Genomic DNA, 16,547 nt, shown 5'->3' with positions numbered 1-16,547 from the left:
GATAAACATGAGTGAACTCACGACGGAGCTCCGACGGCTCCGACTGGCCAGGCGCATGAACCAGACCCAACTGGCAAAGGCGCTCTCGGTGTCGAAATCGTTGATCGCCAGCTTCGAGACCGGCCGACTGGTGCCGCAGGAGGACACCGCGCAGGCCATCGACCAGGTGCTGAACTCCGGCGACAAGATCCAGAAACTCGCCAAGGAAGCGCACGCAGACCGCCGACCATGGCTGCGGTCCTGGGCTGACCACGAGCAGCGAGCGGTGTTGCTCCGCTGCTGGGATTTGTCGATCATGCCAGGGCTACTGCAGCGGGAGCCCTACATGCGTAAGCTGTTCGCATCCGTTCCGGCCAACAAGAGCAAGGTCGACGACCTGGTACGGATCCGACTCGAACGGCAGGCGGCGGTGTTCGATCGCGACGAGCCGGTCGAGCTGTCCTGCCTGATCGGTGAGACTGCCCTGCATCAAGGGTCGCGCGAGGTCCTCAAAGATCAGCTCGGCTACCTGGTTGACGCCAGCCACCAACCGAACATCCGGATCCGGGTCGTACCCGACCGTGGCGTGGGCCTCCACCCTGGCCTCGGCGGGCCGTTCTCGCTGGCGACGCTGGGCGACGGAAGCCGGATCGCTTACCTGGACGACCAGCTACGCGGCAGGATGGCAACCACAACCGCCGACGTCATCGAACTCGAATGGGCATGGGAGGCGATCACCGATCTCTCGTTGTCGACTACCCAGAGCCAAGACGTGCTTCTAAGGTTGATCGATGAGCACAGCTAGCCCTTCATGGCGCAAGTCCACCAGATCGGGTGGAGTGAGCAACTGTGTCGAGGTGGCGGACAACCTGCCTGGCCGGGTCCTGGTCCGCGACACCAAGGACCGCGACGGCGGCACCCTGACCTTCGACGGCTCCGCCTGGCGCTCCTTCGTCGAGCTGGCCAAGCAGCATCACTGAGCTGACCCCGCTCGACAAGTCGACCAGACTGCGCCGGCTCTGCCTGGTAGAGCCGGCGCAGTCTCTCCCGCTCACGCTGGCCCGGCCGAGCCCGCCGCTCTCCGTCCTGCCATCGCCCAGAAACCTGGCCACCGCCGCGACGGCAAGGCGCGGACCGAACTCTGGGCCCGGCTGCCCTGCCGGCTCGGTAACGTCGCGTGAGAATGCCTCGCCCGGCCTGCCGGTCCTCGCTTCCGGATCTGCCGAGAAGCGCGCACCTCGGTCCGTCGAGTCTCGGTCCGCCGTCGAGTGGAGGGCTCAGGCACGTTACTCGCGCGAGTAACGTGCCTGAGCCCTCCACTCGAAGCAGCGTCGCCGATCGCGGGCGTCCGGATTTGAACCTGCCGCCACGCGCCGCTTCGGCGGTTAGGGGTTGTCGGGGCGGCACAGCGAAATCCGCTCATGCCGCGATGTGTGGGCGTATCGCACGCCGCATCTGGCCGCGAGGTGCGCCTGAACCATGAGGTGCTGCGTCGATCGATACCATACGTGCGTGGCGAGGGTTCTGGTGACGGGTATGTCGGGGGCAGGTAAGACTACTGTTCTTGACGAGTTGCGCAGGCGGGGATACCTCACCGTCGACACCGACTACGACGGCTGGGAACTAACCGACGGCACTTGGGATGAGCTGCGCATGGACGAGTTGCTGGCCTCGCACGAAGACCTGATCGTGTCCGGGACAGTGGATAACCAAGGCCGCTTCTACGACCGCTTTGACCACGTCGTTCTTCTCAGCGCACCGTTAGCAGTGCTTCTGCAGCGGGTCGCGCGCCGAGCGAACCCCTACGGTCGGACTCCCGAGCAGCGAGCCGAGATCGCCGAATACGTCCGGACCGTCGAGCCTCGTCTGCGACGCGGCGCTACAACCGAGCTCGATGGGCGTCGTGACGTGTCCGAGCTGGCCGACACCCTTGAAGAGCTTGTGAGGGCAAGGAACTGATCTGCCGCGCTATTCGCGCTGCATGGCGGTGGGTCCTACAGGCCTTGTGGGTGTGTGGAGAGCCAGTCCTGGTGTCGGCTCCGCAGGGCGTCACGGTCAGCGGTGGTAGGCAGGACGACGTCCATGCCCCCGTCGTACGGGTGATAGAGCCAGCGCAGATCGAAGTCACAGACAAGGACATTGCCGATGACGTCGTCGGCCACGCGGCGGAGCAGCAGGTCGAGGCAGCCGGGCGACCAGGGAGTTTCGCTTGCAAAGAGATGCATCCAGCTTTCGAAGCCCGGCTCGTCATCGACGCAGACACTCGTCCAATACGCTCCGGGCGGGTGTGCCGCGATGGTTTCAGCTGACCGGCCGGGTTCCTGCGGGTCGGGCTGGTCCGAGTAGCCGGCGGTGATCACCAGCACGGCCGAGCCGGTCACCAACTCGCCCAAGACGGTGTTGTGTCGAGCCAGAACGGTGCCGTACTCGCCCTCGGTGTCGGGGTAACGCTTCGAGCCTGGCAAGGCATGTGGGGTTGACCCGGTTTGACGGACAGGGTCGGTAAGTTGATCTCACGCTACCTTGCTGGCTGGCCTGCGGGAATAGGCCGTTGCCTCATACTCGGCCGGACTCATGTAGTCCAGGGTGGAATGGCGGCGGCGGGTGTTGTACCACCCCTCGATCCACTCGAAAATCGCCGCACGGGCGGCGGCCCGAGTCGGCCACGCCCTCCGGTCGAGCAGTTCGGTCTTGATCGTGGCGAAGAACGACTCCGCGACGGCGTTGTCCCAGCACTGACCCCGCCCACCGACCGACAACCGCACCCCGTTGCGGTCGGCCAGCCGGGCGTACTGCGCACTCGTGTACTGACAACCCCTGTCGCTGTGGAAGATCACCGGCCCGGTCGGGCGGCGGACGGCGATCGCGGTGGACAACGCCTGAGCGGGCAGATCGGTCCGCAGATGGTCGGCGGTCGCCCAGCCCACCACCCGGCGTGACGCGATGTCGATGACGGTGGCGAGGTACAACCAGCCCTCCCACGTGTGGATGTAGGTGATGTCGCCGCACCAGCGGGTGTCGACCCGGCCGGCGGCGACGTCGAAGTCCCGGCGGATCAGGTCCGCCGACAACGCCGCACCCGGGTCGGGCACGGTCGTGGTCCGCCACCGCTTCGGCGTGCGACCACACAACCCGGCGGTCCGCATCAGCCGCGCGACCCGCTTGCCGGAGTGCCGCCGCCCCTGCGCGGCGAGTTCGGCGCGGACCCGGGGCGCGCCGTAGGTGCCGGCCGAGTCGGCGTGGATCCGCGCGATGCGGGCGGTCAGGTCGACGTCGTCGCGGTCCCGCCGCGACGGACCGGTGCGGTGCTGGTAGTAGGCGGACCGGGAGACCTCCAGCAGCTCACAGGAACGCTTCACGTTCCCGTCGGGCCGCGCTTTCTCCGCCTCGATGAACGGGTACACGTTCACCGGGTCTCCGTCGCGAAGAAAGCCGTGGCCCGTTTGAGGATGTCGACGTCCTCGCGGAGCCGGCGGTTCTCCCGCCGCAGCCGCGCCAGCTCGTCGCGCTCGTCGCTGGTCAACCCGTCCGACCGGGTGCCGGCGTCGATGTCGGCCTGTTTGACCCACTCACGGACCGCGGTCTCGGTCAGGTCGAAGTCCCTCGCGACCTGCGCCACCGATCGGTCACCCCGCCGGCACACCTCGACGATCTCCGCCTTGAACTCCGGCGTGAACGCTCTGCGCGGCCGGCGTGGTTTCTTGCCCATGCCTTCCATGATGAACATCCTCCCGAGGGGCACACAGCCCCTCTGAGCTGGGATGTCCGTCAAACCGGGTCAGGCCCACACACGCTCTGCTCGAGGCCGAGTGCGTACCTCGGTCACGGGCCCTGCTGGACGCCGAGCGGGAGCGGCTGGAGGCACAGATCGCCGCGATGACCCAGGCCCGGGTACGCCTCGACGAAGTGATCGCCATCGCCACAGACCCCACCTGGACATGCGACGCCTAGGCATCCTGGAGTTGCCGCAAACCAGGGCGTGCCTGTGAGCCCGTTGACGACAAACCTGCATGTGGTGTGGGATATGTTGTATGCCGGTGCCAGGACGCGTTGGGGTGATGTCGCGATCCCTGCTACGGGAGAACGCCTACCGGTGGATCCGGGACGCCATCGTCGACGGCACGTTGGCGCCGGGCGAACGGCTCAACGACGCGGAGCTGGCGGAATGGCTGGGAGTGAGCCGCACCCCGGTACGCGAGGCGTTGACCCGCCTTGAGGAGATGGGCCTGGTCAGGACGAAGCCCGGCCGCTACACCATGGTGAGCCCGCTGGATGCCCACGCTGCACGGGCAGCGCAGACAGTCACCGCCGCAATGCACGAGCTCGCGGTCCGCGAAGCGGTGCCCCGGCTGTCGGCCGATGACATCGAGGCCATGCGGGCAGCCAACGTCCATTTCGCGGCAGCCTTGCAGGCTGACGACGTCGACGCGGCCATCACAGCAGATGACGAGTTTCACGGCGTTGCGGTCGTTGTCTCCGCCAATCCGGCTCTTCGCACGGTTCTCGAGCAGTTCACGCCCGTACTCCGGCGACTCGAGCGGCTGCGTTTCTCCTCGCTGAGCGGCCGCAGCTCGGTGGCTCAGCACGAGCGCATCATCGCGCTGTGCGAGGCACGTGACGTGGAGGGTGCCGCCACAGCCGCCCGGGAGAACTGGATGAGCCTGGATGAGGCGTTCGAACTGGGAGCGGCCGCCGATTCGCCTGCGTGACGACCTGTTGGAGACTGTGACGATGCGTACGGGTCTGACCATCGGCCAGTTCGCCACCGTGACCCACCTCAGCGTGCGGACCCTGCGGCGCTATCACGAGTCCGGATTGCTGGCGCCGGCGAAGGTGGACCCCGACACGAGCTACCGGTACTACCTGCCCGACCAGATCGCGACGGCGCAGGTGATCCATCGGCTGCGGGAGCTCGACGTGCCCTTGGCCGAAATCAAGTCGATCATCACGACCGACGACCCGCAACAGCGTGCCGAGCTCATTGCGGGTCACCTGCACCGGCTCGAGGCCGAACTCGACCGCACGCGGGCAGCGGTGGTGTCGCTGCGCCAGTTGCTGCTGCCCGACGCTGCGGTGCTCGATGTCGAACTGCGTTCCGTCCCCTCCCGGACCGTCGTCGCCATCAGCGCGGAGGTCCGGCTCGAGAACTCCCTCGCCTGGTTCGACCGGGCGATGGACGACCTGGAGGAAGCGTTTCCACCGGACGAGCGCTCCGGGCCGGCCGGCGGTCGGTACGCCAACGAGCTGTTCACCGGTGGGACCGGGGTCATGACCGTCTTCCGGCCGGTGCACCACCCGCGTAGCGATGGCCGGATCAAGGTCGTCGACCTTCCGGCTGCCGATCTGGCCGTGGCCGTCCATGCGGGCCCGCACGACGACATCGATGTCACCTACGGTCGCCTGGGGAACTGGGTGGCTTCGCATGCGCTGGCCGTGGACGGGCCCGTTCACGAGACGTACCTGACGGGTCCCCGCGAGACCGGGGACGCTCGACGGTGGCGGACCGAGATCGGCTGGCCGGTCTTCCGGCTGTCCCCCGGCTGAACTCACAGTGACGCAGCACCCGGACGAGGTAGTGCGCCGACGTCCTTGACCCTCTCCCCGGGGGAGGCTCGATCGTCGGGGTATGAACATGGAGCCGAACCGAGAGACCCCCGTCGCCTGGGAAGAGTTGCCGACCGCCATCGCGGTGTACCTGCCCGCGCAGCAAGCCCGCGACACCGAGACCGCCATCGGCGCGTTCGCCGTCGACGCGGTGGTCACGGATGAAGGCCGCACCTACCGGGGCCTGGACCAAATCAGGACATGGCTAGTCAATGGGGGCAGCGAGTACACGTACACCACGGATCTCGTCGGTGCCCACCGCGTCGGTGATGCGCAGTTCGACGTGGTGCAGCACCTGGAAGGCAACTTCCCGGGCGGGTCAGCGGACCTGCACTACCGGTTCGACCTGGACGGCGCCTCCATCACCCGGCTCACCATCGAGCCATGACCGCGCAGCCACTTTACCGCGTCGTACTTCATGCAATATATTGCACATCGGAGGCAACGACCGCGACCTCAGCGAGTACCCCGCCGGGCGACGCCTGCGCGGCGACGAAAGGACGAGCCACATGAGCGGCACCACCGGTGGTCAGGAGATCGAGAATGTCGTGCTCGTGCATGGCGCGTTCGCTGACGGTTCGGGCTGGCGCGGCGTGTACGACAGGCTGACGACCCAGGGCTACCGGGTCGCCATCGTGCAGAACCCGCTCACCTCGCTCGATGACGACGTCGCGGCGACCCGGAGAGTGCTCGACCAGCAGAACGGCCCGACGATTCTCGTCGGGCACTCGTGGGGCGGCACCGTCATCACCGAGGCAGGAGTCCACCCGAACGTCGCCGGGCTGGTCTACGTGTCAGCGCTCGCGCCCGACGCGGGCGAAACCACCGCCCAGCAGTACGAAGGGTTCGCCCCGACACCCGACTTCGTCATCGACGTCACCGAGGACGGATACGGCTTCCTCAACCCGGAGAAGTTCAAGGCCGGATTCGCCGCAGACGCCAGCGACGCCGACGCTGCCTTCCTCCGCGACTCGCAGGTGCCTGTCAACATGGCGGCGTTCTCGACCCCGGTGAAGAACGCCGCCTGGCGCCACCGGCCGAGCTGGGCTGTCATCGCGACCGAGGACAAGGCGTTCGACCAGGCCATGCTGCAGCACATGGCCAACCGGATCGGTGCCACGATCACCAACGTCCCAGCCAGTCACGCCCTGTACGCCACACAGCCAGGCGTCGTTGCCGACGTGATCGTCACCGCCGCGCGGTACGCCGTCAGCGTCGCTCGCTGAGACGTGACCCGCGATGACCCGTCGCGGCCCCGGCCGGCACCGGATACGCCCGCTCGACGGGGAGCAGGGCTGCGGCGCCCACATCGTCACCGGCGGCGATACGGTCACGGATCGCGTACGCCAGCCCCGTCACCTCGGGTGATGCCGACGGTCCACTCGTCGACGGTTGCCCCGCCTGCCCTGGGCCGTCATGATCGGGCGATGCTGGACAACGGGTTCGGATGGTGACCGTCGAGCGGGACGGCGGCCCGCCTGCCAGGCCCATGACACCGCGCGCCCCTGGTGGGCCCTGCACCTCGTGACGCTGGTGGCTACGGCATGCCTGCTCTGGGCGTTCAGCGTTCCCGGCTTCTCGTTCTTCCTGGTGTTCGGCGCGGTGCCCGTACTCGGGCTGGCCGGCTTGGCCTGGGTGGTCTGGGTGGTGATGTTCGGGCTGCATCGCCGGCGGTGGTCCTGGTCGTTCCTGCCTGCTCCGATGATCGTCGCGCTCGCGCTGGCGCTGCTCGTCACAGGAGTGCCGCTGCAGGCCCGCTGGGCGATGAGCCGCAGCGCCTTTGAAGACGCGGTCGTGGCTCTGCCCGCCGGAGAAGACTGGTACCACGTCCCGGCACCGTCCACGATCGGCTCCTACCGGATCATCGCCGCCTACCACGTACCCGGCGGCGTCGTGTTCCAGGAGAGAAACGGCAACCTGTTCGACGACGCAGGGTTCGCCTACCTGCCCGAAGGGCCAACTCCGGATCTGGAGAACGGCTCCTTCGAGTCCCCGGTCTTCCGGCACCTCGGAGGGGCCTGGTACAGCTGGACCGCGAGCTGGTAGACGGGTAGGCGGTACCGTCGCGGCTCACAGTTGCGCCAGGAACTCCTCGATCGCCGTACCGACATCGCCGAGGACCTGGGCGTAGGCCCGCAGCGGACCGGGTGGCCGCAGGCCGTGGTCGCCGCCGGTGATCGTGACGACCCGCTTGCCCGTCGCCGTGGCGACCTCCGGCAGCCAGCTGCGGTCACGGGTCCCCCCGACGAGGAGCGCGGGTGCCGGGTTCCGGCCGATCGCCTCCGCGACGGCCTCGATGTGCAGCAGCGGGGTCAGCCAGATCGCCGGAAGTTGCCGTTCGGCCGCAAGCACGGCGGCATAGCTGCCGAGCGACTTCGCGATGATCACCGGCTGTGCGTCGGGTGCGGACATGGACAGCCGGTGGATGGCCGCCGCCACGTGTGCCCGGACGAACGGTTCCGGCCCGATGTTCAGCAGCCCGTCCGGGACGTCCCACCGCACCGTCTCCACTGGCATTTCGCGGTCGGCGAGCGCCTCGCTGGCAAGGTCGAGCAGCGGTGCCTGCGGACCGTAGCCACGCCCGGGAACGATGACGCCAGCGAACATTCGACCACCGTAGCGAACCGGATCGCGGCACCTCGACGACGTGCTGGGGTTGGCAGATTCGCCGCCGAAGTGAGGCGTACGCACGTCAACGAGGTGAGGTATCCGAGCCTCACCTCGATGCCGAGGCTGCCAACGCAGGCGTTCTACGCGTTGCACGCTGGTTGCCGTGGGACCGCGAGAATACGGGTGGACGGAGGCCGGCAAGGCCAGCACGGCACGGCCCGCGATCTGGGCCCCTGCGCCGGCTCCGGAGAGCGTGCCGATGATCGTTACCGGAGTTCGCCTCTCCGCGACGGCCGTTCGACGGCCCCGGCACACTGGCGACGTACCGTGGCTGTCGCCGACCCGGTCGAACCCGGCGCAGCGTGACCAACCCGGCCACACCGTCGGTCGCGCTGCGCGGCGCGCACGGAAACAGTCGCCGTACCCCTTGTCTGCCGCGATTTCGGTCGCAAGGATGGCTCATAGCTGGCGGATACCTCATCCTGACCTGATCCGATCCCTGACCTGATCCGATTCCAGACCTTGATCCGGGCCGACGTGCGGGAGCCGAACATGACCGACAAGCAGACCCTGCGCAACTTCGTCGACGGCGGGTACGTCGACCCGGTCGACGGCGGCTACCAGGACCTGGTCGACCCGTGCACCGGTGAGGTGTTCGCCCAGGCACCGACCTCCGGCCCGGCCGACGTCGACCGGGCCATGTCGGCGGCCGCCAGCGCGTTCGAGAGTTGGCGCGACACCACCCCGGCGCAGCGGCAGCTGGCGCTGCTCAAACTCGCCGACGCGGTCGAGGCCCGCGCCGCCGACCTGGTCGACGCCGAGGTCCGCAACACTGGCAAGCCCCGGCAGTTGACCGCCGACGAGGAGCTGCCGCCCTGCGTCGACGAGTTCCGCTTCTTCGCCGGCGCGGCCCGGGTGCTGGAGGGCAAGTCGGCCGGCGAGTACCTGGCCGGGCACACCTCCTACGTGCGGCGGGAGCCGATCGGGGTCTGCGCGCAGGTCACGCCCTGGAACTACCCGCTGATGATGGCGGTCTGGAAGATCGCCCCGGCGTTGGCCGCCGGCAACACGGTGGTGCTCAAGCCGTCGGACACCACGCCGCTGTCCACGCTGCTGCTGGCCGAGGTCGCCGCCGAGTTCCTGCCGCCGGGAGTGTTCAACGTGGTCTGCGGCGACCGGGACACCGGTCGGGCCCTCGTCGCGCACCCGACGCCGGAGTTCGTGTCGATCACCGGATCACCCCGGGCCGGCATGGAGGTGGCGGCCGCCGCCGCCTCCGACCTCAAGCGCACCCACCTGGAGCTGGGCGGCAAGGCCCCGGTGGTGCTCTTCGACGACGCCGACGTGGCGGCTGCCGCCGAGGCGATCGCCGGCGCCGGCTACTTCAACGCCGGGCAGGACTGCACCGCCGCGACCCGGGTGCTGGCCGGGCCGGGCGTGTACGACGACTTCGTCGCGGCGCTCACCGAGCAGGCCCGGGGTACGAAGACCGGCCTGCCGGACGAGCCTGACGTGGCGTACGGGCCGTTGAACAACGTCGACCAGCTCGGCCGGGTCACCGGCTTCGTCGACCGGTTGCCGGACCACGCGCAGCTGCACACCGGCGGCGTACGGGTCGGTGACCGGGGCTTCTTCTACGCCCCGACGGTGGTCTCCGGGGTGCGCCAGCCCGACGAGATCATCCAGGACGAGGTCTTCGGCCCGGTGATCACCGTGCAGCGGTTCACCGACGAGGACGAGGCGGTCCGGTGGGCCAACGGCGTCCGGTACGGACTCTCCGCATCGGTGTGGACCCGCGACCACGGCCGGGCGATGCGGATGACCCGCCGGCTCGACTTCGGCTGCGTCTGGGTCAACACCCACATCCCGTTCATCTCGGAGATGCCGCACGGCGGGTTCAAACATTCCGGGTACGGCAAGGACCTGTCGATGTACGGGCTGGAGGACTACACCCGGCTCAAGCACGTCATGCACGCCATCGACAGCTGAGCCGCCGCTTGGTCTTCCGGACCGGGCTCAGCCGCCAGCGGGCGCGGGCGTCCCACCAGCCGGGTCCGGACCGGCGCCGCTGGCCGGCTCACCAGTCGCGGTGGCCGGCTCAGTCGCGCTGGCGGCATCCCGTCGGGGCAGCCAGCCTTCGCCAACGGCAAGGCAGCGGACCACCAGCAGCACCAGCAGCGGGCCGCCGAGCACCGCCACGAGCAGGCTGACCAGGTCCGGCGACATCGTGTCCGCCGGCCGTACGCTGACCACACCGGCCGGGTCGACCAGCAGCTCGGCCGAGTCGCCGACCTGGTAGCGGTCGTCGCTGAGCAGGTCCGGCACCAGGACGGCACCGCTGGCGTCCTGCCACTGGTATTCGCAGTCGACGACGTCGCCGCGTTGCTGCGTACACTCCCGGGCCGCCACCACGGCGGTGACCCGGTCGCCGGCCGCGGTGAGGTAACCGATGCTGGCCAGGTCGGCGACGACCATGCTGACCAGCGCCACTGCCAGGGTTATCAGCAGACCTGGCCAGCTGCGGCGGACCCGGTAGGCGACCGCCACGGCGAGCAGCGCACCACCGATCAGCGCCATGCCGAAGCCGACGATGCTGCCGACGTCGCCGAGGAACGCCCCGGCTGTACCAAGCACGGCGAATCCGGTGCCCACTGCCGCGACCCGCCATCCGACGCGGGCCGGCCACGGGTGCGGAGGCGGCCACCGCAGCAGGCCGCCGATCCGGCTCCACCCACTGTTGCCCGCCAGCACCGTTCTGTCGCGTCGCTGCTGCTCGCCGAGATCCTCGATCACCACATCATCCTGACCGTCACCGATCCGACCCGCCGTCATCCTGACAGCCGCGACGCGGATCCGGCTCAGCCACTCGGGCGAATCCCTAGCCAGTAGCCCACCCTCACCCCACCCTCGTCCCGCCCAACCCACTCCCCCCATGATCGCGATGATCTTGCACTTATCGAGAAGATTTGTCCACCTTGTTCCACGATAAGTGCAAGATCATCGCGATCATGCAAGGGGCGATCATGCACAGTGTGGGCGGGCCAGAAGCGTTATCCACAGGCTGCGGGTTCATCCACAGCCGGGCTGACGGCAACCGCCCTGGCGTACGGCGTCGCAGCAGGGTGCCAGGCATGGCTGACGCGACGCGCTACCGGGCACTACGAGACTCCGGCATCAGCGAGGGCGAGATCCGGGGTCGGGTCGACCGCGGCCAACTCTGGCGCCCGTTCAACGACACGTACCTCTCCACAACGTCAGCACGGCAACTCCCGCACGCCCGACTCAAGGCGCTGCTGTGCCGGCTACCGCCGGCCGCGTTGATCTGTCGACAGAGTGCCGCGCCGCTGCACGGCTTCGGTGACTTCGTCGCCCGAAACACAGACGACAGGGTGCACGTGTTGTTACCGGCGGGCGTCCCTCGCCCCCGGTTGCGTGGTGTGGTCGTCCACGAAACCGCCCTGCCGGCCGAGCCGTGTCTCGTCGACGGCGTGCGGTGCACGTCTGCGGCGCGTACGGCGGTCGACCTGGCACGAACGTCCAGCCGGATCGACGCCCTGCCCGTCCTCGACGGCGCACTGCGGTCCGGCCTATGCGATCTCGACGCACTCGCCTCAGAGGTGACGCTGCACTTCGGCCTGCCGGGCGTGGTGACGGTACGCGCACTGCTCAACATAGTGGATGCGGGTGCCCAGTGCCGCCAGGAGAGTCAGCTTCGGCTCATCGCGATGGACGGCGGGCTGCCCCGTCCGCAGACCCAGATCAGGGTCCTCGACGCCTCGTACATCACCCGGTACGTGATCGACCTCGGGTGGGAGGAGTCGCGGGTCGGCGCGGAGTACGACGGCCGGTCGCATCTCACCGCGAAGCGGGCCCAACATGATCGGGAGCGACACAACTGGCTCTCTTCGCAGGGCTGGCGGATGCGGTATTTCACCGCCGTCGACATCTATCGACGCCCACGCCACGTCGTGGCCGTCCTACGTCAGGCCCTCGCATGATCGCGACGATCTTGCGCTTATCGTGGAGCAAAGTGGACAAATAGTCTCGATGAGCGCAAGATCGTCGCGATCATGAGGGGGCGGTCAGGAGGTACGCAGGCCCCAGGGGGACCCGTACGCGGTGAGCAGGTCGAGGAACGGCTTCGCCGGCAGCGCCTCTGGACCCAGCACCCCGGTGCCGGACCAGGTGCCGGCGGCCAGCAACTCCAACGCCACCACCGGATTGACGGCGGTCTGCCACACCACCGCCTGGTGGCCGTACTCGGCCATCGACCATTCGTTGTCCACCACGTGGTAGAGGTACACCTCCAGCGGTTCGCCGGTGGGCGACAGCCCGGTGACCCAGGTGCCGGCGCAGGTCCTGCCCCGCATCCGGTCCCCCAGGGTGGCCGGATCCGGCAGGCAGGCGGCGACCACGTCACGCGGGGCGACCCGGACGCCGCCGACGCTCACCGGCCGGGTCGAGTCCAGCCCCAGCTTGTGCAGCGTCTTCAGGACGTCGATGAATTCGGCCCCCAGGCCGTACTTGAAGGTGACCCGCTTCGCCGGCACCCAACGCGGGATCAGCAGCACCTCTTCGTGTTCGACGTTGACGCACTCGACCGGGCCGATACCGTCGGGGAAGTCGAAGACCTCCGGTTCGCTGAACGGTGCCGTGGTGTACCAGCCACGGTCGGCCTCCCAGATCACCGGCGGGTTCAGGCACTCCTCGATGGTGGTCCAGATGGAGAACGACGGGGCGAAGTCGTAGCCGTCGACGGTCAGGTTCGCGCCGTCGCGTACCCCGATCTGGTCGATCGACGAGAACAGGTGGTCGGCGGCGTAGCGGGCGAACACGTCGGACAGTCCCGGTTCGACGCCGATGCCGACCAGGGCCAGCCGACCCGCGGCGGCCCAGTCGGCGGCGGCGGCGAACTGCGCGTCACCCAGCTTCACCCCGCATTCGGCGTGTGGCCGGTCAGGGTGCGGGGTGGACAGCGACATCGCCATGTCCAGGTAGTCGGCGCCGGCGGCGTACGCACCGTTGAAGATCGGCATGACGAAGCGCGGGTCGACGGCGTTGAGCACGTGGGTGATCCGGTGTTCCCGGCACAGCGCGGTCACTGCCTCGGCCGAGGAGGCGTCGAGCGCGCCGGCCGCGACGAAGCGGGGGTCGCCACCGCCGGCCGCAGTGCCGCCGGCGGCACCGGTGCCGCCGGCACCCGTCCGCCCGCGACCGAGCGCCGACACCGCGCGGGCGGCACGGGCCGGGTCGCGGTCGGCGACCACCATGGTGTCGAAGAAGTCCCGGCGGGCGGCGATCGACACCGCCGCCGCGCCCACGCCACCGGCACCTATCAGCAGAATCCGCACCGCGCCCCCCTCAGCAGGATCCGCACCGCGCTCCCCACTCAGCCCAGGCCGGCGCGCCGACGCCGGCCGATCGTGCCGCCGAGCACCACCAGCAGCAGCGCCACCGCGAACATCGCCGTGCCGATCACGTTCACCTGCGGTGGGATACCACGCTGGGCGGCACCCCACACGTACATCGGGAAGGTGACGGTGGTGCCGGAGGTGAAGTTGGTGACGATGAAATCGTCGAACGACAGGGAGAACGACAGCAACGCGGCGGCGACGATGCCGGGCAGCACCAGCGGCAGGGTGATCAGCCGGAACGTCTGCCACGGCGTGGCGTACAGGTCGGTCGCCGCCTCCTCCAGCCGGGTGTCCATGCCGGCCAGCCGCGCCTTCACGGTGACCACGACGAAACTCAGGCAGAACATAACGTGGGCGATCACCACGGTCCAGAAGCCGAGCGGCACCGCGCCGGCCACGAACAGCGTCAGCAGCGACGAGCCCAGCACCAGTTCCGGGGTGGCCATCGGCAGAAAGATCAGCAGGTTGGTCGCGGACCGGCCGAGGAACCGGTGCCGGACCAGGGCGAACGCCATCAGCGTGCCGAGGACCGTCGCGGTGGCGGTGGCCAGGAAACCGATCTGTACGCTGCGCAGCACCGCGTCGCACATGTCGCTGGTCGCGCAGGGCTGCCGCCAGTTGTCCAACGTGAACTCGTTGAAGTCGTAGGACAGCCGGCTGGACGGCCGGTTGAACGAAAGCCCGGCGACCACCGCCACCGGCAGCAGCAGGTAGCCGAGCACCAGCAGGCCGACGCCGAGGACCCAGCGGTCGACCAGCCATCGGGCCAGCCGCGCACCGGTCCCCGTCGCGTCAGGGCCCGGACCCATCACAGCACCTCCTCGGTGCCGGTACGCCGGACGTAGACCGACACGATGACCAGGATCGTCGCCATCAGCAGGAACGACAGCGCCGCCGCCTGCGGATAGTCCAGCCGCACCAGGAACGCCGAGTCGATCACGTTGCCGATCATGTACTCGTTGGGGGTGCCGAGCAGCCGGGCGTTGATGTAGTCCCCCGACGCCGGGATGAACGTCAGCAGCGTGCCGGCGACCAGCCCGGGAGCCGACAGCGGCAGGGTCACCCGCCAGAAGGCCCGCGCCGGGGAGGCGTACAGGTCACTGGCGGCTTCCAGCAGCCGACCATCGAGCCGCTCCAGGCTCGCGTACAGCGGCAGCACCATGAACGGCAGGAAGTTGTACGTCAGCCCGAGCACCACCGCGACTGGGGTGAACAGCAGCCGGCCGTCGTGGGCGAGCAGGTGCAGATCCTGCAGTACGCCGACCAGCCAGCCGTTCTCCGACAGGATCGTCTTCCAGGCCAGGGTGCGCACCAGGAAACTGGTGAACATCGGGGCGACGACGCAGACGAGCATCAGGTTCTTCCACCGGCCGGCCCGCTGCGCGATCGCGTACGCCAGCGGGTAGCCGAGCAGCACCGCGATCACGGTGGCGATGCCGGCGTAGAGGAAGCCCCGGCCGAACTGGGTCCAGTACGCCGACAGCGCCGCCGGGTAGTTGCCGAACGACCAGGTCATCGCGTAGCCGGTGGCCAGCGAGCCGTTCGGGTCGTACAGGCTGGTCGCCCCGAGCTGGATCGCCGGGACGGCGAAGAACAGGATCAGCCAGGCCCCGCCGGGCAGCAGCAGCAGGTACGGCAGCAGCCGGCCACGTCCGCGCCGGGTCGACGCCGGAGGCGGCTTGGCCGGTCCGCCGCCAGCCGGCCCACTGCCGGTCGGTCCCCCGCCGGCAGCGCCGCCGACGTGCGCGAGGACGCTCATGAGGCGGGTACGGCTTCGTCGAGCAGCGGCGTGGTCTGGTCGCCGGCACCCGGTTCACGGGCCAGCAGGAAGGCGTGCGCCGGCTGCCAGTAGGCGACCACGTCGGCGCCGACCGGCAGCAGCTGGCCGTCGGCGCCGCCGGACCCGCCGCCCGGACCGGAGCCGATGTTCGGACTGAACACGCTCAGCTCGGTGCCCCAGCCGGTGCGCACCTGGTACTGGGTGCTGACCCCCAGGTACGCCAGGTCGGTGACGATGCCGGCGACCGACTGCGCCCCGGACGGCACACTGTCGGCGTCTCGGGCCAGGGCGAGCTTTTCCGGGCGTACCCCCAGATGGACCGGACCGTCGACGGACCGGGACCGGGCCGCGGGCACGGTGAACCGCGAGCCGTACGCGCTGACCGTCACGTCGTCGCCGGAACGCCCGGTGACCTCGCCGGCGATCAGGTTCGACTGGCCGAGGAAGTTCGCGACGAACGCGGTCGCCGGGAACTCGTACATCTGCGCGGGCGGGCCGAGCTGCTCGATCCGGCCGGCGTGCATCACCGCGACGGTGTCGGCCATCGTCATGGCCTCCTCCTGGTCGTGGGTGACATGCACGAAGGTGATGCCGACCTCGGTCTGGATCCGTTTCAGCTCGGTCTGCATCTGCCGGCGCAGTTTCAGGTCGAGGGCGCCGAGCGGTTCATCGAGCAGCAGCACCTGCGGGTGGTTGATCAGCGCGCGGGCCAGAGCGACCCGCTGCTGCTGCCCGCCGGAGAGCTGCTGTGGTCGGCGCGGGCCGAAGCCGCCGAGCTGCACCAGCTCCAGCATCTGCTCGACCTGGGCCTTGACGTCGCGGATGCCGCGTCGGCGCAGCCCGAACGCGACGTTCTCGGCGATGCTCAGGTGCGGGAACAGGGCGTAGCTCTGGAAGACGGTGTTCACCGGCCGGCGGTACGGCCGCAGCCGGGTGATGTCCCGGTCGCCGAGGCGCACCTGGCCGCTGGTGGGCTGTTCCAGCCCGGCGACCATCCGCAGGGTGGTGGTCTTGCCGCAGCCGGAGGCACCGAGCAGGGCGAAGAACGCCCCCTGCGGCACGGTGAGGCTCAGCTCGTCGACCGCGAGGAACGGGCCGAACCGTTTGGTCACGTTCGCCAGGTGCAGGTCACCGGCGGGCGGGTCGGTCGCCATCGGTCG

General features: G+C 69.1%; 19 protein-coding genes. 10 read left to right on the top strand and 9 right to left on the bottom strand.

The annotated features are described in order from the left end of the window. Window positions 1–7 precede the first annotated feature (7 nt). From ACN28F_RS20585 to ACN28F_RS20575, 3 genes are all read left to right on the top strand, one after another. Window positions 8–784: a helix-turn-helix domain-containing protein gene (locus tag ACN28F_RS20585; protein ID WP_421359263.1), complete on the top strand. Its 777-nt coding sequence runs from the start codon at window positions 8–10 to the stop codon at window positions 782–784. Continuing rightward, entirely contained in the window at window positions 771–959 is a 189-nt protein-coding gene (locus ACN28F_RS20580) for a DUF397 domain-containing protein (protein ID WP_421359261.1), read from the top strand. Before ACN28F_RS20585 ends, ACN28F_RS20580 begins: the two co-directional genes overlap by 14 nt. A gap of 532 nt (window positions 960–1,491) precedes the next feature. Continuing rightward, a complete protein-coding gene (locus ACN28F_RS20575; RefSeq protein WP_289209516.1) occupies window positions 1,492–1,938 on the top strand; it encodes an AAA family ATPase in 447 nt (148 codons plus the stop codon). 35 nt (window positions 1,939–1,973) lie between these two features. On the opposite strand, the gene ACN28F_RS20570 is transcribed toward ACN28F_RS20575, so the two are convergent. Genes ACN28F_RS20570 through ACN28F_RS20560 form a run of 3 tightly spaced genes read right to left on the bottom strand, consistent with a single transcriptional unit; the run spans window position 1,974 to window position 3,688 of the window. Beyond that, complete coding sequence (locus tag ACN28F_RS20570) at window positions 1,974–2,444, bottom strand: DUF3885 domain-containing protein (protein ID WP_421359259.1); 471 nt, start codon at window positions 2,442–2,444, stop codon at window positions 1,974–1,976. 48 nt (window positions 2,445–2,492) lie between these two features. Beyond that, window positions 2,493–3,389 (bottom strand): IS3 family transposase, encoded by an 897-nt coding sequence (locus tag ACN28F_RS20565; RefSeq protein ID WP_421359257.1) that lies wholly within the window; start codon window positions 3,387–3,389, stop codon window positions 2,493–2,495. Beyond that, the gene (locus tag ACN28F_RS20560) at window positions 3,386–3,688 is read right to left on the bottom strand and encodes a transposase (RefSeq protein ID WP_421359255.1); all 303 of its coding nucleotides are present in this window, start codon (window positions 3,686–3,688) and stop codon (window positions 3,386–3,388) included. The genes ACN28F_RS20565 and ACN28F_RS20560 overlap by 4 nt, the downstream gene beginning before the upstream one ends. A 349-nt stretch (window positions 3,689–4,037) precedes the next feature. Here ACN28F_RS20560 and ACN28F_RS20555 point away from each other — a divergent pair, with 349 nt between their 5' ends. The 5 genes from ACN28F_RS20555 to ACN28F_RS20535 all read left to right on the top strand — a co-directional run bounded on the left by ACN28F_RS20555 (window position 4,038) and on the right by ACN28F_RS20535 (window position 7,629). After that, window positions 4,038–4,688 carry a GntR family transcriptional regulator gene (locus ACN28F_RS20555; RefSeq protein ID WP_421359253.1) on the top strand — a complete coding sequence of 217 codons (651 nt, stop codon included), beginning with the start codon at window positions 4,038–4,040 and terminating at the stop codon, window positions 4,686–4,688. A 22-nt stretch (window positions 4,689–4,710) separates the two neighbouring features. Then, complete coding sequence (locus tag ACN28F_RS20550) at window positions 4,711–5,523, top strand: MerR family transcriptional regulator (RefSeq protein WP_421359251.1); 813 nt, start codon at window positions 4,711–4,713, stop codon at window positions 5,521–5,523. Between the two features lie 82 nt (window positions 5,524–5,605). After that, window positions 5,606–5,971 (top strand): nuclear transport factor 2 family protein, encoded by a 366-nt coding sequence (locus ACN28F_RS20545; RefSeq protein ID WP_289209512.1) that lies wholly within the window; start codon window positions 5,606–5,608, stop codon window positions 5,969–5,971. A 121-nt stretch (window positions 5,972–6,092) separates the two neighbouring features. Beyond that, window positions 6,093–6,809, top strand: coding sequence for an alpha/beta fold hydrolase (locus ACN28F_RS20540; RefSeq protein ID WP_421359249.1), 717 nt, complete (start codon window positions 6,093–6,095; stop codon window positions 6,807–6,809). Between the two features lie 307 nt (window positions 6,810–7,116). After that, a complete protein-coding gene (locus ACN28F_RS20535; RefSeq protein ID WP_421359247.1) occupies window positions 7,117–7,629 on the top strand; it encodes a hypothetical protein in 513 nt (170 codons plus the stop codon). A 24-nt stretch (window positions 7,630–7,653) separates the two neighbouring features. Here ACN28F_RS20535 and ACN28F_RS20530 read toward each other — a convergent pair whose 3' ends face one another. Next, window positions 7,654–8,190 carry an alpha/beta hydrolase gene (locus ACN28F_RS20530; RefSeq protein ID WP_421359245.1) on the bottom strand — a complete coding sequence of 179 codons (537 nt, stop codon included), beginning with the start codon at window positions 8,188–8,190 and terminating at the stop codon, window positions 7,654–7,656. 555 nt (window positions 8,191–8,745) lie between these two features. On the opposite strand from ACN28F_RS20530, the gene ACN28F_RS20525 reads away from it, so the two are divergent. After that, window positions 8,746–10,182 carry a gamma-aminobutyraldehyde dehydrogenase gene (locus ACN28F_RS20525; protein ID WP_421359243.1) on the top strand — a complete coding sequence of 479 codons (1,437 nt, stop codon included), beginning with the start codon at window positions 8,746–8,748 and terminating at the stop codon, window positions 10,180–10,182. A 27-nt stretch (window positions 10,183–10,209) separates the two neighbouring features. On the opposite strand, the gene ACN28F_RS20520 is transcribed toward ACN28F_RS20525, so the two are convergent. Beyond that, a complete protein-coding gene (locus tag ACN28F_RS20520; protein ID WP_421359241.1) occupies window positions 10,210–10,986 on the bottom strand; it encodes a hypothetical protein in 777 nt (258 codons plus the stop codon). A 338-nt stretch (window positions 10,987–11,324) separates the two neighbouring features. Between ACN28F_RS20520 and ACN28F_RS20515 the strand changes: the two genes are divergently transcribed. Beyond that, window positions 11,325–12,191: a DUF559 domain-containing protein gene (locus ACN28F_RS20515; RefSeq protein ID WP_421359239.1), complete on the top strand. Its 867-nt coding sequence runs from the start codon at window positions 11,325–11,327 to the stop codon at window positions 12,189–12,191. 84 nt (window positions 12,192–12,275) lie between these two features. Here the strand turns inward: ACN28F_RS20515 and ACN28F_RS20510 are convergent, their stop codons facing one another. Genes ACN28F_RS20510 through ACN28F_RS20495 form a run of 4 tightly spaced genes read right to left on the bottom strand, consistent with a single transcriptional unit; the run spans window position 12,276 to window position 16,541 of the window. Next, window positions 12,276–13,544: a saccharopine dehydrogenase family protein gene (locus ACN28F_RS20510; RefSeq protein ID WP_421359237.1), complete on the bottom strand. Its 1,269-nt coding sequence runs from the start codon at window positions 13,542–13,544 to the stop codon at window positions 12,276–12,278. Window positions 13,545–13,582: 38 nt separating this feature from the next. Beyond that, a complete protein-coding gene (locus tag ACN28F_RS20505) occupies window positions 13,583–14,416 on the bottom strand; it encodes an ABC transporter permease (protein ID WP_421359235.1) in 834 nt (277 codons plus the stop codon). Then, window positions 14,416–15,366, bottom strand: coding sequence for an ABC transporter permease (locus ACN28F_RS20500; RefSeq protein ID WP_421359234.1), 951 nt, complete (start codon window positions 15,364–15,366; stop codon window positions 14,416–14,418). The genes ACN28F_RS20505 and ACN28F_RS20500 overlap by 1 nt, the downstream gene beginning before the upstream one ends. After that, window positions 15,363–16,541: an ABC transporter ATP-binding protein gene (locus tag ACN28F_RS20495; RefSeq protein WP_421359232.1), complete on the bottom strand. Its 1,179-nt coding sequence runs from the start codon at window positions 16,539–16,541 to the stop codon at window positions 15,363–15,365. Before ACN28F_RS20495 ends, ACN28F_RS20500 begins: the two co-directional genes overlap by 4 nt. Window positions 16,542–16,547 lie beyond the last annotated feature (6 nt).

Origin of the sequence: Solwaraspora sp. WMMA2101 (genome assembly GCF_049179175.1) — a bacterium.
GTDB lineage: Bacteria > Actinomycetota > Actinomycetes > Mycobacteriales > Micromonosporaceae > Micromonospora_E.
Note: the sequence above shows the minus strand (reverse complement) of the source record. Positions and strands in the feature narration are given on the sequence as shown.

What these genes read in the sequence shown, in the direction of transcription:
- ACN28F_RS20585 (WP_421359263.1), top strand. Translation starts at nt 8, where the DNA reads ATGAGTGAACTCACGACGGAGCTCCGACGGCTCCGACTGGCCAGGCGC.
- ACN28F_RS20580 (WP_421359261.1), top strand. Translation starts at nt 771, where the DNA reads ATGAGCACAGCTAGCCCTTCATGGCGCAAGTCCACCAGATCGGGTGGA.
- ACN28F_RS20560 (WP_421359255.1), bottom strand. Translation starts at nt 3,688, where the DNA reads ATGGGCAAGAAACCACGCCGGCCGCGCAGAGCGTTCACGCCGGAGTTC.
- ACN28F_RS20555 (WP_421359253.1), top strand. Translation starts at nt 4,038, where the DNA reads ATGTCGCGATCCCTGCTACGGGAGAACGCCTACCGGTGGATCCGGGAC.
- ACN28F_RS20550 (WP_421359251.1), top strand. Translation starts at nt 4,711, where the DNA reads ATGCGTACGGGTCTGACCATCGGCCAGTTCGCCACCGTGACCCACCTC.
- ACN28F_RS20545 (WP_289209512.1), top strand. Translation starts at nt 5,606, where the DNA reads ATGAACATGGAGCCGAACCGAGAGACCCCCGTCGCCTGGGAAGAGTTG.
- ACN28F_RS20540 (WP_421359249.1), top strand. Translation starts at nt 6,093, where the DNA reads ATGAGCGGCACCACCGGTGGTCAGGAGATCGAGAATGTCGTGCTCGTG.
- ACN28F_RS20530 (WP_421359245.1), bottom strand. Translation starts at nt 8,190, where the DNA reads ATGTTCGCTGGCGTCATCGTTCCCGGGCGTGGCTACGGTCCGCAGGCA.
- ACN28F_RS20525 (WP_421359243.1), top strand. Translation starts at nt 8,746, where the DNA reads ATGACCGACAAGCAGACCCTGCGCAACTTCGTCGACGGCGGGTACGTC.
- ACN28F_RS20515 (WP_421359239.1), top strand. Translation starts at nt 11,325, where the DNA reads ATGGCTGACGCGACGCGCTACCGGGCACTACGAGACTCCGGCATCAGC.
- ACN28F_RS20505 (WP_421359235.1), bottom strand. Translation starts at nt 14,416, where the DNA reads ATGGGTCCGGGCCCTGACGCGACGGGGACCGGTGCGCGGCTGGCCCGA.
- ACN28F_RS20500 (WP_421359234.1), bottom strand. Translation starts at nt 15,366, where the DNA reads ATGAGCGTCCTCGCGCACGTCGGCGGCGCTGCCGGCGGGGGACCGACC.
- ACN28F_RS20495 (WP_421359232.1), bottom strand. Translation starts at nt 16,541, where the DNA reads ATGGCGACCGACCCGCCCGCCGGTGACCTGCACCTGGCGAACGTGACC.